We start from the raw sequence: 16,881 nt of genomic DNA, 5'->3' as shown, positions 1-16,881 counted from the left end.
TTAACCTTGAAGCACAAATTATTTTACATTACCCTCATTATTACAAAATATCAATTTTCATATATTGTTCTATATATTTTAACTTTTTTAACTTTGTTTTTGTTTTACATATTGTAGTGCTTTTCTATTTTGCTTTACTGCTTCTAAGCAAACTTTTTCCGTTTGATTATCAACAAATTCTAAAGCTCTATAATTTTGCTTTACTGCTTCTAAACATATTTTTTCTGTTTGATTATTTACATATTTCAACATTCTATAATCTTGTCTTACTGATTTTAAACAAACTTCTTCTGTTTGCTCTTTCACATATTTAAGAGCTTCATAACTTTGATTAACTGCTTCTAGACAAACCTGTTCTGTTTGTTCCTTTACATATTGTAAAGCATTATAATTTTCTCCTACTGCCTCTAAACATATTAATTCTGTCTGATTTTCTATATATTTAAGAATTTTTCCATTTTGCTTTACTGCTTCCACAAAGATTCTTTCTGTTGGTACCTTTACATAGCTTAAGATTTCCTTTATTTCAAGTTCCTCAAATGAACCTTTTACTGCCTCTATACACATATCTTCAGTCTGTTTTTTTACATATTGCAATACTTTTCCATTTTGTCTAACTGACTCCAAACAAATTTCTTCTGTTTGCTCTTTTACATACTGTAATGCTCTTCCATCATTTCTTACTGCTTCCAAGCAAACCTCTTCTGTCTGATTATTTACATACTGTAGAGCCATATAACTTCTTCTTACTGCTTCTATGCAAATTTTTTCTGTCTGCTCTTTTACATAATACAATGCAAAGTCATTCTGTTTTACTGCTTCTATACATATTTCTTTTGTCTGTTCTTTTACACAAGGTAGTGCACTATAGTTTTCCTTTACAGCCTCTAAACATATACTATTACTTTGTTCTTTGACATAAGCTAAAGACTTCCCGTCTTTTTTTACAGCTTCTAAACATATAGCTGGAGTTTGTTCTTTTATTCCTTTCAGTATCTCTGCAACATCATTTTTGGATGCCCTTTCTATAACTGCTAGACATACATCTTCTGTCTGCCCTTCTACAAATTTAAAAACTTCCATGATATCGTGAGTTGATGCATTTTTTATAGCCTCAATTAATACATTTTCTGTCTTATCATGTATGTAATACAAAGCTCTATAGTTCTGTTTGACTGCTTCTATACAAATATTCTCATCTTGATTTGTTATATACTTAAGAGCTTTATATGTTTGTTTAACTGCTTCCATACACACTCTATAAGTCTTATCATTTACAAACTCAATTATAGTACCATCCTGTTTTACTGCTAGTAGACACATTTCTTCTGTTTGATTTTCTATGTCTTTTAATTCTCTGTAATCATACTTTACTCTGCTTAAGTCATTTAAATGCACTTTATTATCTTCCTTTGAATTCTCCTCATTATTTTCTATATCATATTCGAATTCTTCATCATTTAAATAGTTATTTTTTTCTGGTAAAAATATAGATTTAATTTTATTCTTTATATCCATAAAATTAACCTCCTCTAGTATGATTCTACCATTAAAGTAAATCATTTTTAAGTATTTATTTAATTTTATATTAAGTTTCTTTAAAAGTCTATTCATTGTTGACAGATTATATTTTATATTAATAATTTCATCTTACATATGTGGGGTAATAAAGTTAATAGTGGACATTTTTCATCCCATTAGTGTACACTATTTATATTTACTACCCATTTATAGTGATTTTTTTCAAATTTTACCTTATTTACTATATCATATTCATTTAATTTATGATATTATTTAAATATAATATAAGTTTTATAAAGTATATTAAATATATTATAAGATGGAGGTCGAGTAATTTTGAAAGGAAAGATAGTACAATATAATTTTGCAGATATAGAGGAAGAAGTATATTCGTTGGATTATGCTATAGCATGGAATACAGATAGAGAAAACGTAAACATAATACCATTTACAAATAAATTCTGTAAAGAATCTATAGAATCTTTTTGCCTAGGTAAAATTGACAATTTTGTTGAAATATTAAACGAAGGTTTTGTTGAAAATCATCATTATGTACATTTAGATAAAATGGTTAGTGTTCCTAAGAAGAAAGTTAATTTAGTATATCAACAAGACACACATGGTTATCTTTTAAGAGATGATAACAACAATCTTATTCCTGCAAAAATAACTTCAGAACAATCTAAGTCTATATCAAATAAGATGGAGTTATTCTGTGCTGGTGAAGAAAAATGTTTGATTAATATATTACTAAAGGCTGACCCATCATATATTTTAGATGTAAATAGTATAAAAGATAAAAACATTCTAAATTTAGGTTATGAGTCTATTGATAGATATAAAGAATACAATTTTGATGATGATAAGATTTTAATATTTTTCATAAATAAAAAACGTTATTCAGTAATTATGAAAAAAACAAATAATTCTAGTAATGATTTAGCTTCTAGAAACAACGCTATTAAAGAATTATTTACTAGTAAGGCGAGAAATCTTAACTAGTATTATAACTTTAAATCATATTACTCATTAAATTAATAATAGTATACAAAGTGGGAGTAGAAAAATCTACTCCCACTTATTTATAATAAACAAATAAATCCATAAACCTATTGAGTGATTATAATTTTTAGATTGGGTTATCTTGCATTTTTAAATTTAAGGTAACTTTCTATTCTAAACTTTAATCTCTACATCAATATCATCAACTGTAACAACTTACAATTAAATCTTTAATAATCAAACTTTAGACTATCTATATTAAAACTCAAATCAGATTTAGGATTTATTTGGATATCACACTTATTTTATTAACTACTAATCAATTTATTTTTTACTTATAAACTTATTCTTCCCTAATTCTATTATTAAATACTTTTAATTATTTTTCAATACCATACTAATTTTTAACAGTGTTTATTCTAGATTTATTTTGTAAAACCAGACACTTTCTACACTCCTTTTTCATTCACAACATCAATATTGATATCGGAAGATATATAATATATTCTTAATGCCAAATCATAAATATTGTAATACCTTAAATTATACAATAAAAAAGCCATAGTATATATGACAAACTATGGCTTTTACTTATTTGTTAAATAATTTTTATTATTTATAATCTACCTAAACAAGTATTTATATAGATATAATTTAATAATTACATATTAAAACTAGTTTCAATATATTTCTTTATTTCTTCAGCAGTACCCATATTAAGTACCTCATCAGCTAATTTCTTCATATCTGATTCTTTAACTGAAGTTATTAACTTTCTAGCAGGAAGTATTGATATTGGAGACATAGAGAACTCGTCTAATCCCATACCTAAAAGTATTGGTATCATTTTTTGATCCCCAGCAGATTCTCCACACATACCTGCCCATTTACCTTCTTTATGTGCATTGTCTATAACAGTCTTTATAAGTCTTAAAACAGCTGGATTAAATTGATTATAAAGATAGCTTATCTTTTGATTCATTCTATCAACTGCACAAGTATATTGAATTAAATCGTTAGTTCCTATAGAGAAGAAATCCACATGTTTAGCCAGTACATCAGATATTACAGCAGCAGATGGAACTTCTATCATCATACCAATTTCTACATCTTTAGCATAAGTCACACCTTCAGAATCAAGTTCTGCTAAAACTTCTTTTACAACTTCTTTAGCTTGTAATAATTCTTCTAAAGATGAAATCATTGGGAACATGATTCTTAATCTTCCATGAACACTTGCTCTATATAAAGCTCTCAATTGAGTCTTAAATATATCTTTTCTGTCTAAGCAAAGTCTTATTGCTCTATAACCTAAGAATGGATTCATTTCAGGTTCCATACTTAAATAACTTAATTCTTTATCTCCACCTATATCCAATGTTCTTATAACTATAGGCTTTCCATCCATTCCCTCTAATACAGCTTTGTAAGCCTCATATTGTATTTCTTCAGTTGGGAAAGAATCTCTATCCATATATAAGAATTCTGTTCTATAAAGACCAACACCTTCAGCATCATTCTTTATTAGACCTTCTATATCATTAGGTGTCCCTATATTACCAGCTAATTCTACATGCTTTCCATCTAAAGTTACAGATGGTTTTCCTTTTAATAACTGTAATGCTTTTCTCTCTTCTTCATACTTAGCTTTTAATTCAGTATATTTATTTATAGTCTCTTCATCTGGATTAACGATTACTTCACCAGTATCCCCATTGAAAACTACAAAATCTCCATCCTTAACTTTTGAAGTTATATCATTTAATCCAACGATTGCAGCTATTTCTAAAGTCCTAGACATGATAGCTGTATGAGAAGTTCTTCCACCTATATCAGTTAAAAATCCTAAAACCATTTTTTTATTCATAGTTGCTGTATCTGATGGAGTTAAATCATGTGCTATTAATACAACTTCTTCACTTAAAGCAGATAAATCAACAACTTTAATTCCTAATATATGTCTAAGTATTCTATTTGTAACATCTTTTATATCTGCCGCTCTTTCTTTCATATACTCATTGTCCATAGACTCAAACATGCTAACAAACATCTCTTTTATTTCATTCAAAGCATATTCTGCATTTACACTTTCAGTTTTGATTTTATCTATTGCAGAACCAATTAACTCTGGGTCTTCTAAAACTAATAAATGCGCTTCAAATATTTCAGCTTCTTCTGCTCCTAATTCTTCAGACGCTTTTTCCTTAACCTTTATTAATTCTTCTTTAGAAACGGCAACAGCATTTTCTAATTTAGTAATTTCCGCTTCAACATTATCTATAGATTTTTTTTCAATTACTAATTCACTATGCTCAACTACTAACGCTTTCCCTAAAGCAACACCAGGAGAAGCTCCTATTCCTTTGTAAGCCATAACCCTACCTCCTAAAAAATATCTTTTGTATTTTAACATTCAATTTATGATTAAAAATATCTTATTTCATCTTCTAAAATACTTGTATTTTCATACCCAATTAACAATAGTCTTAATCTTCTGATTAAATAAACATGAAAGTAACAAAGAAATTAAATATCTACAAATGCTAGTCTGTATATGTTTAATACTTCTCTGTTACTTTTACTTTAAGTAATAATTAGATTATAAATATCAAATTTTAAAAAATTATTATATCTATTCTCCAAATCCACTTTCAACTAATTCAACCATTGCAGCTAAAGCTACTTCTTCATCTTCTCCATTTACAACTAACTTTAATTCTTCTCCTTGAGCTAAACCTAAACTCATTATTCCCATTATTGATTTTGCATTTACAGTTTTGTCTTTTGCTACAACCTCTACTGTTGATTTGAATTCAGCAGCCTTCTTAACAAACATTCCTGCTGGTCTAGCATGTAATCCACTTGCATTTTTGATACTAACTATTTTTTCCATTTTTTAAATCCTCCTATAGACTTTACATTTTATATTTTTTAAAATTGTTTTCCTATTTTTTACTTTAATGGCACTTAGTGGTACTTTTTTGTCCTATGGTCATTTTTTGTTCCCACTAGTGCTACAAAAATATTATACTACTAATATACACTTTTTTCGAGTATAATTACAAATTTTTTTTGTTTTTTATTTAATTTTGGTTTTTTATGTCTTTTATAATACAATTTGTCAATAATTTTGTATTTTTGTTCTTTTTAATACTAATTTTAGGTCTAATTTCAAAATTAGAAGCTAAATTTTTATTAGAATCAATATTTGTATTTACAACATCTATAACCTTATTAAAATCATATAATTTTATTCTGTTTATACTATTTTCTTCAAGTTTTTTTTCATATATGCAGTAAAATAAATCTTTATATGAAAAATTCTTTGGCAATCCAAGTACCTCACCAAGCTTTGGTATTACACTTTCCATAACAGTTCTAAGCGAAGCATCTCTCTTTATATTCAGTAAATTACAAATATATTGTATTGTTTCATTACTCATACTTCTAAATTTATCAAAACAGTACTCTTCATTATACTTATATTCTACATCAAAATAATACTTAATCCCAGTGCATCTTTCATATGCTTTCATAGTATCCAAGTAACCCAATCGAATATTTTTTTCTACATTATCTCTATCTTTATTAAGAGAACCTCCTAGATACTCTGATGGTATTATAGTTTTTACATTTATATTCTGGTGTCTACTTAGATTCATTTTACCAATAAAGTCATCAAGCAGCCTAATTACAACAACATCTTCATAACCTTTGTCTTCTAAAAGTCCTATTGGCATGTTATCACAGAACATTCCATCAAGATATAATTTATCGTCCATCATATTCGTTTGAAAAATAGGCAAACTGGAACTAGCGATTAAATAATCAATCAGTCTTCCTTGTGGTATATCTTCAATATACAATGGATATGGATTAATCTTTTTATCCCACCAAACCGTAACAAGTCCAAAGTCTTTTTTTGATTTTCTTATTATGTCTTCATTTAATGTAGTTTCCATCAGTTGTCTTAATGGGCTTATATCTATACCTTCATTTTTTCTAGCTTTATTTATAAGTTCAAACACTGCATTGATATTTTTAGTAGTGAAATCTACATTTTTAAATCTCTCATAAGTTTCTTTATCAATGTTCATAAAATGAGTATAATCATAATTTAACCAAATATCTTCCATTACTTCGATATCATTTTGAATTATATATGCTCCATTTAAAGCACCAATTGATGTGCCAGTTACTCCTTGAAACTCTATACCAAGCTCTCTTAAAGCTTTATATGCTCCTATTTGGTAGGCTCCTTTTGTTCCTCCACCTTCTAAAACTAATCCTTTCATATTATCACCTACTATATCAAAAACGTTTCTGATTTTTATTCCTCAGCAAATATTAATTCAAAAACTATTTTTAGTTATTGGAGAAAAATAAAATTGCACAAATTCATTTTTATTTTATCAAAAAAATATTGAAAAGTATATATTTTTAATATTTTTTATATGGCTAACTTTTTCTTTCTAAATTTAGATAAATAATTAACATCTTGTAAATTTTTTCGTATTCACAGTTACTTATATCCCTAAAGAATCCATTATTAAATTATCCATTTTTATCTGCAATCTTTCTACTTTTTCTTTATCTATAGACTTATCTAATAAAATTGATATTATTTGCTTTGACAAATTCTCTATTTCTTCATAATTATTATCTCTAAAAATCCTTATCTTCATAACCTTATTAGGATAGTAATCGTATATATTTTTACTCATTTTTTTAGCAGTTATTTTAAAGTATTTATCATAAATTCTGGAATTTAAAATTCCAACTAGGTATTCATATGAAAATTTGTCTAAATACTCTTCTTTTATGAAAAAAGAATATACATCTGCACTTGAAAAATTGTTGTCATAATCTATAGCAAATCTATTTTCATTTGATTTATAAGGATACATTATCTTTTTTCTTTCAAAGAAAAGCTTTTCTCTACCCCATTGAAGTTCATACCATTTCCTTATTCCACTTTTACATTCTCTTCTGTTTTCTAATTTTGTTTTATATATCCCTATAATCTCATCTAGCACCTTTTTATTTGTATTCTCATTATCTATATCATTTGAGTATATTAGCCTATATTCACTTTTATCTACTATATACTTATTTATATTTTTACTCTTTATCCAACACTTTAAAAATTTATCATCTACAAGATTCAATTTTACATCATCTTTACTTAAGATAAATGCTTTGTCACACCCTGTGATTATTCCTTGAAAACTTATTGCTATATCTTCCAAGCTATATTTACATTTTTCTTGTATCTTATTATAAAAAGTTTCATCATCCTTATTTACAAGTATCCATTCATCAGATAGCAAACTCTGATTTATATTAAAATGCTCGAACTTACTGCTATTTAGAAATTCTTCTAGTGTTTCAAATTTATTTATACATATATCCTCATTTTTTATTTTAAATACATCTATAGGTGTATCTTTTGATTTTTTCTTATCAAAAGTAAGTATGCAACTAGATACCCCTATATTTTTAAATATATTTGCACCTAAAAAATCTACTATTTCTTTAACATTGACATTCGATTTAATATATTCTCTTAAATCTTTGCCTGATAAACTTTCTAAGAAATATCGTGGAGTTATAACACTACCAGTTCCTCCTTTTTTTAGGATATCTATAATCTTTTTATAAAAACAAAAATACAAATCAGCTTTATCTTTATAAACTTCACTGTATTTTTCTACAAGAAACTTCTTATATTTCTTTTCTAGTTTTTTATGACCAATATATGGTGGATTACCAATTATGTAATCAAACTTATATCGCCAATTCTTTTTAAGGCTATCACAACAAAATAAATTAATCTTTATATCAGATTCATACAAATCGTTTACTACCTTTTTGTTTCTTAAGCTATCTTTTAATATCTTTATAGCTTTTTCATCAATGTCAGCACCATATATACAATAGTTTAATATATGACGGTGTATGTTATCAACAGTCCAATAATTTTCATCATATTTCTTTTTTAATTCATATATATTTTCCTCAAATAAGTCATATAAAATATCGTATACTTCTAAAAGAAAATTTCCACACCCACAAGAAATATCGAGTATTCGTGGATATGGATTTTTAATTATATCATGATTTTTTAAAGTCTTTTTTACAATATAATCTACAATGATTTTAGGAGTATAATATATTCCACTTGCTTTTTTAGTGTCTACATCTAAACTATTCTCATACTCTTTAGATAGTAGAAAATTATCTTGAGATATATCATCCATAGTCGAAAACCTCCAATTATTATCATAGCTAAAAATTTATTATTCTAGTATTTGTCTTATAGATTTTCTTGATAAAAGTTTATAGATTTCTTTTTCTATTTCTAGTAATTCATGATTTATTTTACAACCTTTTAAGCAATTACTGCAATTAGATACATATCTCGTACATTTATTTATATATATTTTCCCATCAATTGCTTCTACAATAGTTCTTAGACTTATTGTATCCAATGATACATTTAACATGTATTTCTTGTTATCTTCTTTATTAAAGGTAAGAATATTATTTGCACAAAGCTTTCTAAGCAGTCTGCATAGTGTTAGTATTGGTATATCCTCACTTTTTGATATTGTTTTAGCATCTATTGAATTATTTTCTCCATTATTAAACATAGCTCTTATAATTCTTATTGAATAATCTACATCTTCTGAAATCATTCTTATTCCTCCTCAACTGCCATGAATTTATCTAAAAGAATATCGTCCAGATTTATATGACTTCTGTCAGCAAGAAGTCTTTTATAACTAATCTCATCTAAAGGTTTAAAAAATACATATCCTTGTATGAAATTACATCCCATTTCATTTAAAATTTTAACCTGATTCATATCCTCTACCCCCTCACATATAACAGTTAAGTTTAAGTCATGTGAAAGATTAACAATTGCTTTTACCATAAACTTTGTTTTTGTATTTGTAACTATATCCAATATAAGTGACCTATCAATTTTTATAACATCTAGTGGTATCCCCTTAAGATTAATAAAATTTGAGTTACCTACACCAAAATCATCTAATAATATATTTATACCTAAAGATTTAATCTCATAAAGCCTTTCACTTATAAATCCTACATCTCTTAGTGCCGTTGTCTCTGTAATTTCTACTTCTATAAGCTCTTTAGGAACATTATATGTATTAAACATCAGTTTAAAAAAATCTACTAAATCGTTTTTATATAGCTCTACTCTAGAAAGATTTATTGAGACTGGTAGTACATTTATACCTTCTGAAATCCACTTATCGATAGTAACAAAAACTTCTTGAATTAACCATCTACCAATATTGTTTATCAGACCACTTCTTTCAGCTATAGGTATAAATTTATTTGGTCCAATCATACCTAAAGATGGATGCACCCATCTTATTAATGCCTCTGAGCCTATAATTTTATTTGTACTTGAATCAACTTTTGGTTGATAATGAATTACAAACTCTTTATTTTTAATAGCTAAGAATAAATCTCTCTCTATTTCCATAAGTGATTGTGCTTCCTCTTCCATGACAGTATCAAATTCTACATATTCTATATGCTTTAGTCCTTTTGATTTAATCCTTGCCATATCAGCATTATCCATAGCTTTTTTTATATCAATTTCATCAATATTAAATTTATAAATTCCAATAGATGTCTCAACATTTATGCCCATTTTAAAACTGTCAATCTGACTTAATGTCACAATTTTATTCTTGATGAGATTCACTAAGTAAGGAATCTTCTGTTCTCTATCTTCAAGTTTTATTATTAATATAAAAACATCACTTTTTAACTTTCCATAGATAGCTTCTTCTCCAAAATAATTTTTTAAGTTACTCGAGATATTATTTAATACTTCATCCCCTAACTCATAACCATATATATCATTTATGAGTTTGAGTCTACATAAATCAAAACAAGCCATCACACAGTTTTCTTCCTTATTGCTGATGATATAATTTTGAATATGTTTTAGAAAATTTTCATCTTTAGTAATATTTATAAGCTTATCTGGATTATTTATTAATTCTAAATTAAATTTATCCTCATACAGCTTAATTTTAAGATGCGAAATAAATACATTTATACTAAATAAGGTCAATAACATTAAAATTAAAACCTTAATATTTATTCCAATATGTCTTGTAAGTAAAATGATTCCCAAAATTCCAATTATGATAAAAATTATTTTATTTAAACTGTAAATTTTTGTCATACTATTTTTATTCATATAAATTCCCCTATTTTTTAAATTATCTTACAGTTAAAGTTTTTATATATTAATTATAAAGCACAATCGATAGCAAATCAATGTAAGTTAAAATCACATATAAATAACTACATTATACTATACTAAATTTATCTTCTTAAATTTCACAAATATCGATTTTTTGCAAAAAAAACTATGAAATTAGATATAGATAAAATAATTTCTAATTTCATAGTTTCTAAACTCAAATAATCTTTTCAACATAATGGAATAAAGTTAACTTACTTATTCCCTTTAGAATCTAAGTATGAAAGTACACCTTGAACAATTCCTTCTGTAAGTTGTTCTTGATACTTTTCATTTACTATTTTTCGTTCCTCTGAAGGGGTTGTTAAAAAGCCACACTCTACCAATATGGCAGGCATACGTGATTCTCTAAGTACTTCAAAGTTATTTTCAACTATACCCCTATCCCTCACTTTAACATAGGATGCTATAGTACTTTGTACTATCTGTGCAAGTTCTTTTGAGCCATCTGTAGCTTTATTCCTATACCAAGTTTCTATACCTGTTGCTGTATTGCCATTTTTTTCTGCATTTAAATGAATGGAAACAAGTACATCAGCAGAACTATTATTTGCTAAATTAGCTCTATCCATCAATGATACATATGTGTCATCAGTTCTAGATACTACTACTTGAATATCCTTTTGTTTAGATAATTTATTTGCTAATTTTTTTGAAATCTGTAAATTTAAGTCTTTTTCATATCTATTACTAGTCTTGCTTTGAGTCCCTTTATCATTGCCTCCATGACCTGGGTCTATAAACACAGTATATTTTTTATTTTTATTTTCTTCTTCATTGCCAAGGTCAAATTGTTCTGAATCAACATTTTGTTGTTGGCTAGTTTTATTACTTTTATCCATACCTTTTACTAAAGCTACTACACCTTGAGTAGCTTTAAATGCAATAAATAAAAATAACACTGTAAAGCAAATCAACATTGTTAACTTTTTCTTATTTAATTTTCGCTTTTTTCTATTCAGATGGCTGGTCTTTTTAGATTTGTTTCTCGAATTATTGTTATTCTTGCCTTTTGACATTTCTTCACCCTTCTTGGTATAAATTTTTACACTTTTTCATATTATTAGTGTTATTTTACCATCAAGAAGTTTTTTTTTCAATAATTTAAAACACTCTACAACTTTAAATCTGAAAATTTTATCCACCTAAAGTAACATCTTGTGTATCATACCAACTAAATGCATCTCTTATATCATCACTTTTAAAATCTGGCCAATAATTATCTATAACATAAAAGTCTGCATAAATTGATTGTACAGGAAGAAAACCGCTTAGTCTCCTTCTTCCACCCCATCTGATTATCAAGTCTAGTCTAGAAACATCAAATGACTGTATGTAATCCTGTATATTATTTTTATTTACATTTTCTACTCCTGATATATTATTTAAGTCCCAATACCATCCATAATTTACCAGAAGATTTGCTTTTATTTGACCTTCCTTAGCTTGAATTCTATTAGTATATGGTAATAATTCTTCAGGGAACATTGGAGATTTTGTATTTCCAACAACGAGTAAAGCTGCACCTTCATCTATTAATATATTTGCAGCATCAATACATGCTTTTGTAAAAGCTTTTGTCTGCACTGATGGACGTCTTGTATTATCAGTTGTAAATCCATAAAAAGTTACTTCTTCACAACCTAAATCTCTACATAATCTATAAGACTCTAGTCCAGGGTTTATTCCACTTTCATATCCTCTATCTTTTGTCATTCCATTTTGACTTGCCCATCTTCTGTTTCCATCTGGGATAATTCCTACATGTTTTGGTATTCTCATTTATAATCACCTCTTAATAGGTATTATTATCAAAATATTACATTATTAATCAAAACTGTAACATTATATACATTTATTTTTATATAATTATGTAGTAAACTAATTTAAGATGGAGTTTAAAAAACTTGGAGGTTTATCATGAAAAAAATTTTAATATTGTTTTTTTCGATAATCTTATCATTTGGAATGGTTAGTTGTTCTTCAAGTGGTGATTACAAAAATGTTTCCACATCGAGAATTGAAAAGTCATTAAAATCCTCTGATTTGCTTATAAAAGAATCAAAACACTTTGATGCAAAGGAATTTAACTATTTCAATGATGTGGAAGAAGACATAATTCAAGGTTTTGTAATTAATTCTTCTGATAAATTATCTCTAGAAGATATTATTGTCATAAAAACTAACGATGTAGATAAAATCTATAAAACTCTAGAAAATTATAAAAAAGACATGGTACAAGCACCTTTTGGAGAAGGACATGGAGAAAAAAGCAATTCTGAAATAGCAAATAATACGATAGTTGAGAAAGCAGGCAAGTATGTTTATTTAATTTCTACTGAAAATGCATCTCAAATAGAAGACAAAATATTGAGTATCATAAAAAAATAAATATCTTTATTGATGTTTGTTAAATATCAATGTAATTTTTATATAAATAAGTTTATTTATCAAAAATTACATTGATATTTTTTTGAAGGTTCTATAAAATCTTTCTCATCTAAACAGATAGCTATCCAATTTTTATTACCTCTTTTATTTTATCTACAACACCATTTTCAGTATTTCTTTTCGCCCTAAATCTAGCAATCTGTTTCAAATGCTCATTTGCATTTTCCATGGCATAACTATGATAAGCACTTTTCATCATTTCCACATCATTCAATTGGTCACCAAATACCATAGTTTCTTCATATTTTATGTCTAACATTCTTTGTACTTCTTTTATGGCACTACCCTTATTCGCACCTTTTGCAGTTAGGTCAAGCCACTCTACCCCAGAAATACATACTTGAGCTCTATCAGAAAATTTTTCAAAGTAGATACTATTGTTATGTTCTGCACCTTTGAAGTCAAATACAGCTATCTTTAATACATCACCTTCTACTTTTGTCAAATCTTCTACAACTTTAAACTTTGCATAGTAAGTACTAACCTCTTCTATAAAAGCTTCATCTTTACTTTCTATATAAGCGTATTTTTTACCACTCATTACAATTTTTTTCCCTTTTATACTTCTTGTTGTCTCTATAATTTCATTTACTAACTCTTTATCCAAAGGATTTGATAATATTTCTTTTCCTTTATATACTACTAGTGTTCCATTTTCTGATATAAACATCATATCATCTTTTATGTCTTCAAATTTTTTTATAAGATTTTGATACTGCCTGCCACTTGCGGCAGAAAACATTATCCCTCTCTCTCTTAATTTTTTAAATACTTTATAAAACTCTGGATTTATTTCGCTCTTTTCATCTAACAAAGTTCCATCTAAGTCTGTTGCTATTAATTTTATCATATATTTCCTCCCCCAAATTATATAATTTATGATTATTTTTTATTAATTTTCATCAGTTTAAATTTTCAATTCCTATTATACACTAAAAATTTTAAATTACAATTTGCACCTTTTATAAGATACTATAACTACATTCAGGAAAATATTTTTTTCAATATATACATCAATTTATAAAAATTTAAATTTTCCTATAATTATATTCCAAGAAAATTAACAATAACTACACACTTTCTTCTATGAAATATTATAAAAATAATTATATTATGACAAACTTATGCTAATTTATTGTGTTTTTTATTGCTTATGTAACAATTTTTTAATATAATTAACTATGTGTAATTAAAAAATTTAGAAAGTGGGGGATATTATTGTCAGGACTCAAAAAGTTCGTTATATTTCTAGCCCTTTTAGTTATAGCATTTCCTGTTAGCATATATGGATATGTTTTTACTAAATTAAAAACTATTCAAGATGATAGTATAAATACAGAGGCGCTTAGTAGTAATGACTATAAAAACGAAGAAAATATCACAAATATATTATTGTTAGGTACAGATGCAAGACCAGGAGAAGAAGTTTCTCGTTCTGATGCCATGATGATACTAACTATTGATAATAAAAATAAAAGTCTTAAATTAACTTCATTAAATAGAGATACTTATGTTAATATACCAGGACATGGGGAACAAAAATTAACACATGCTTATGTATATGGACAAGCTAACTTATTAATAGAAACTATAGAAGAAAACTTCCAGCTTGATATACAAAATTACGCTGTAGTTGACTTTTTCTCTTTTATGGATATAGTTGATGCTCTAGGTGGAGTTACTGTTACTGTTAATAAGAGTGAAATAAGAGAATTAAATAAATTTATACCTGAAACTTATAAATGGAATAAAAATACTGATAAAGGTTCTCTTAAATATATAAGAAATTCAGGTGAACAAAAATTAAATGGATACCAAACACTTGCTTTTTCTCGTATAAGAAAAAACGACAGTACAGACGAAAGAGATAGAAGACAAAGAAGTGTTATACAAAGTTTAATAAATGGTGTTAAAGATTTACCAGTTACTAAATATCCTAATCTAGTTAATACAATACTTCCATATGTAAAAACTAATATGAATCCTAATGAAATAATAGCTTTAGGAAAAGAGCTTGTAAGCATAGGAAATTTAGATTTGAAATCCATGGAATTCCCTCTTTCTACTGAAAATGGTAGAAAAATAGGTGATGCGGGCTATGTAATTCCTTTTGGTGAATATGAATTAGATGCAATGCATGATTTCATATTTAAAGATATTATAGTTGAAGATTAAGTGTTCTAAAACAAAATAAACTAACAATTTTAAAATAAAAACATACCTTATCAAAGGCAAATTACTTTGCAGTTATAGGGTATGTTTTTATTTTAAAATATAAATTTTTAAAAAAATATATTATATATACTTTTAATTGTATATATAAATTGATAAATTTTCTTATAAATTATATCATTGTCTTTTTTGTAACTGAAACAAGTATTGAATATATCTCAATACTTTAATATAATTAAGTGTATGCTATTAAAAAATATACAGGAAAAAGAAGAAAGAAGGGGTACTTTTGTCAAAATTAAAGAAATTTGTTATACTAATGGCTTTCTTGGTAGTAATATTCCCTATAAGCGTATATGGATATTTTTATTATAAATTGTCTGCTATTCATGACTCTAGCATAAGTAGTGATTTATTAGATAACAATGACCATAAAAATGAAGATGGGATAATTAACATATTACTTATGGGAACAGATGCTAGACCAAATGAAGATTCTTCAAGGTCAGATGCTATGATGATACTTACTATTGATAACAAACACAATGATATCAAACTTACATCATTAGCTCGTGATAGCTATGTAGACATCCCTGATCATGGTAAACAAAAACTTACTCATGCTTATGCTTATGGACAAGCTGATTTATTAATACAAACAATTGAAGAGAACTTTAATATTGATATTCAAAATTATGCTTGTGTTAATTTCGAATCATTTATGTATATAATTGATGCTATTGGTGGTGTTGAAGTTACCATTGAAAAAGGAGAAATACGCGAATTAAATAAATTTATTCCTGAAACTTATGGCTGGAATAAAAGTAATGATAAAGGTAGCATACAATACATTAGAAAATCTGGAAAGCAAACTTTAAATGGATATCAAGCACTATCTTTTGCACGTATTAGACATAACGATACAGCCTTTGCTAGAGATGGCAGACAGAGACAGATTATACAAGCTATAATCAAGAAAACAGAAACTTTACCTGTTACTAAATATCCAGGTTTATTAGATGCGGTTCTTCCATATGTTAAAACTAACATGAAACCTAATGCAATACTTTCTCTAGGAGCTCAAGTTTTAAAAATGGGTGACTTAAATATTAAGCAATTTGAATTCCCTATTGATGATGAAATTCATAGTACAGGTGGTATATATGGAAAAGCTGGATGGGTTCTTAGATTTGACCCAGAAACTTTAGACATATTACATGATTTTATATTTAATGACATAGAATTTAAACAATAAAAATTTAACATAAGATTTGTTGTAAAGTATAAGATTAATTACTAAAAAAAGAACTATATTGCATAATTATTTTCAAGCTATCATGTACACTTGATTATAAAATGCATATAGTTCTTTTTTATTTACTAATTTATCTCGATAATTCTCATTTTACTCTACATTTATA

14 protein-coding genes are annotated in these 16,881 nt (G+C 26.6%); 4 read left to right on the top strand and 10 right to left on the bottom strand.

Annotated features, from left to right (window positions below; all coding sequences use genetic code 11):
* Nucleotides 1-87 precede the first annotated feature (87 nt).
* The gene (locus KGF39_RS11135; protein ID WP_227822358.1) at nucleotides 88-1,518 is read right to left on the bottom strand and encodes a DUF4116 domain-containing protein; all 1,431 of its coding nucleotides are present in this window, start codon (nucleotides 1,516-1,518) and stop codon (nucleotides 88-90) included.
* 339 nt (nucleotides 1,519-1,857) lie between these two features.
* Between KGF39_RS11135 and KGF39_RS11130 the strand changes: the two genes are divergently transcribed.
* Nucleotides 1,858-2,523 carry a hypothetical protein gene (locus KGF39_RS11130; protein ID WP_227822357.1) on the top strand — a complete coding sequence of 222 codons (666 nt, stop codon included), beginning with the start codon at nucleotides 1,858-1,860 and terminating at the stop codon, nucleotides 2,521-2,523.
* Nucleotides 2,524-3,184: 661 nt separating this feature from the next.
* On the opposite strand, the gene ptsP is transcribed toward KGF39_RS11130, so the two are convergent.
* The 8 genes from ptsP to KGF39_RS11090 form a co-directional block, all read right to left on the bottom strand.
* The gene (ptsP, locus tag KGF39_RS11125; protein ID WP_227822356.1) at nucleotides 3,185-4,897 is read right to left on the bottom strand and encodes a phosphoenolpyruvate--protein phosphotransferase; all 1,713 of its coding nucleotides are present in this window, start codon (nucleotides 4,895-4,897) and stop codon (nucleotides 3,185-3,187) included.
* Between the two features lie 258 nt (nucleotides 4,898-5,155).
* Nucleotides 5,156-5,416 (bottom strand): HPr family phosphocarrier protein, encoded by a 261-nt coding sequence (locus tag KGF39_RS11120; protein WP_054274743.1) that lies wholly within the window; start codon nucleotides 5,414-5,416, stop codon nucleotides 5,156-5,158.
* Nucleotides 5,417-5,606: 190 nt separating this feature from the next.
* On the bottom strand, nucleotides 5,607-6,818 hold the full coding sequence (locus KGF39_RS11115; RefSeq protein WP_227822355.1) for a patatin-like phospholipase family protein: 1,212 nt from the start codon (nucleotides 6,816-6,818) through the stop codon (nucleotides 5,607-5,609).
* Nucleotides 6,819-7,049: 231 nt separating this feature from the next.
* Nucleotides 7,050-8,783, bottom strand: coding sequence for an Eco57I restriction-modification methylase domain-containing protein (locus KGF39_RS11110; protein WP_227822354.1), 1,734 nt, complete (start codon nucleotides 8,781-8,783; stop codon nucleotides 7,050-7,052).
* A 39-nt stretch (nucleotides 8,784-8,822) separates the two neighbouring features.
* Nucleotides 8,823-9,221: an Rrf2 family transcriptional regulator gene (locus KGF39_RS11105; RefSeq protein WP_227822353.1), complete on the bottom strand. Its 399-nt coding sequence runs from the start codon at nucleotides 9,219-9,221 to the stop codon at nucleotides 8,823-8,825.
* Nucleotides 9,222-9,223: 2 nt separating this feature from the next.
* A complete protein-coding gene (locus KGF39_RS11100) occupies nucleotides 9,224-10,771 on the bottom strand; it encodes a GGDEF domain-containing phosphodiesterase (protein ID WP_227822352.1) in 1,548 nt (515 codons plus the stop codon).
* Nucleotides 10,772-11,031: 260 nt separating this feature from the next.
* Nucleotides 11,032-11,856: an N-acetylmuramoyl-L-alanine amidase gene (locus tag KGF39_RS11095; RefSeq protein ID WP_227822351.1), complete on the bottom strand. Its 825-nt coding sequence runs from the start codon at nucleotides 11,854-11,856 to the stop codon at nucleotides 11,032-11,034.
* A 118-nt stretch (nucleotides 11,857-11,974) separates the two neighbouring features.
* A complete protein-coding gene (locus tag KGF39_RS11090; protein WP_054274748.1) occupies nucleotides 11,975-12,619 on the bottom strand; it encodes an undecaprenyl diphosphate synthase family protein in 645 nt (214 codons plus the stop codon).
* Nucleotides 12,620-12,757: 138 nt separating this feature from the next.
* Here KGF39_RS11090 and KGF39_RS11085 point away from each other — a divergent pair, with 138 nt between their 5' ends.
* The gene (locus KGF39_RS11085) at nucleotides 12,758-13,228 is read left to right on the top strand and encodes a DUF4358 domain-containing protein (RefSeq protein WP_227822350.1); all 471 of its coding nucleotides are present in this window, start codon (nucleotides 12,758-12,760) and stop codon (nucleotides 13,226-13,228) included.
* 121 nt (nucleotides 13,229-13,349) lie between these two features.
* On the opposite strand, the gene KGF39_RS11080 is transcribed toward KGF39_RS11085, so the two are convergent.
* Nucleotides 13,350-14,138 (bottom strand): HAD family hydrolase, encoded by a 789-nt coding sequence (locus KGF39_RS11080; protein ID WP_227822349.1) that lies wholly within the window; start codon nucleotides 14,136-14,138, stop codon nucleotides 13,350-13,352.
* Between the two features lie 368 nt (nucleotides 14,139-14,506).
* Here KGF39_RS11080 and KGF39_RS11075 point away from each other — a divergent pair, with 368 nt between their 5' ends.
* On the top strand, nucleotides 14,507-15,463 hold the full coding sequence (locus KGF39_RS11075; RefSeq protein ID WP_227822348.1) for an LCP family protein: 957 nt from the start codon (nucleotides 14,507-14,509) through the stop codon (nucleotides 15,461-15,463).
* Between the two features lie 286 nt (nucleotides 15,464-15,749).
* On the top strand, nucleotides 15,750-16,715 hold the full coding sequence (locus KGF39_RS11070; protein ID WP_227822347.1) for an LCP family protein: 966 nt from the start codon (nucleotides 15,750-15,752) through the stop codon (nucleotides 16,713-16,715).
* The last annotated feature ends 166 nt before the right edge of the window (nucleotides 16,716-16,881 follow it).

Origin of the sequence: Clostridioides sp. ZZV14-6345, from assembly GCF_020657775.1 — a bacterium.
GTDB classification, from domain to species: Bacteria; Bacillota; Clostridia; order Peptostreptococcales; family Peptostreptococcaceae; genus Clostridioides; species Clostridioides difficile_D.
Note: the sequence above shows the minus strand (reverse complement) of the source record. Positions and strands in the feature narration are given on the sequence as shown.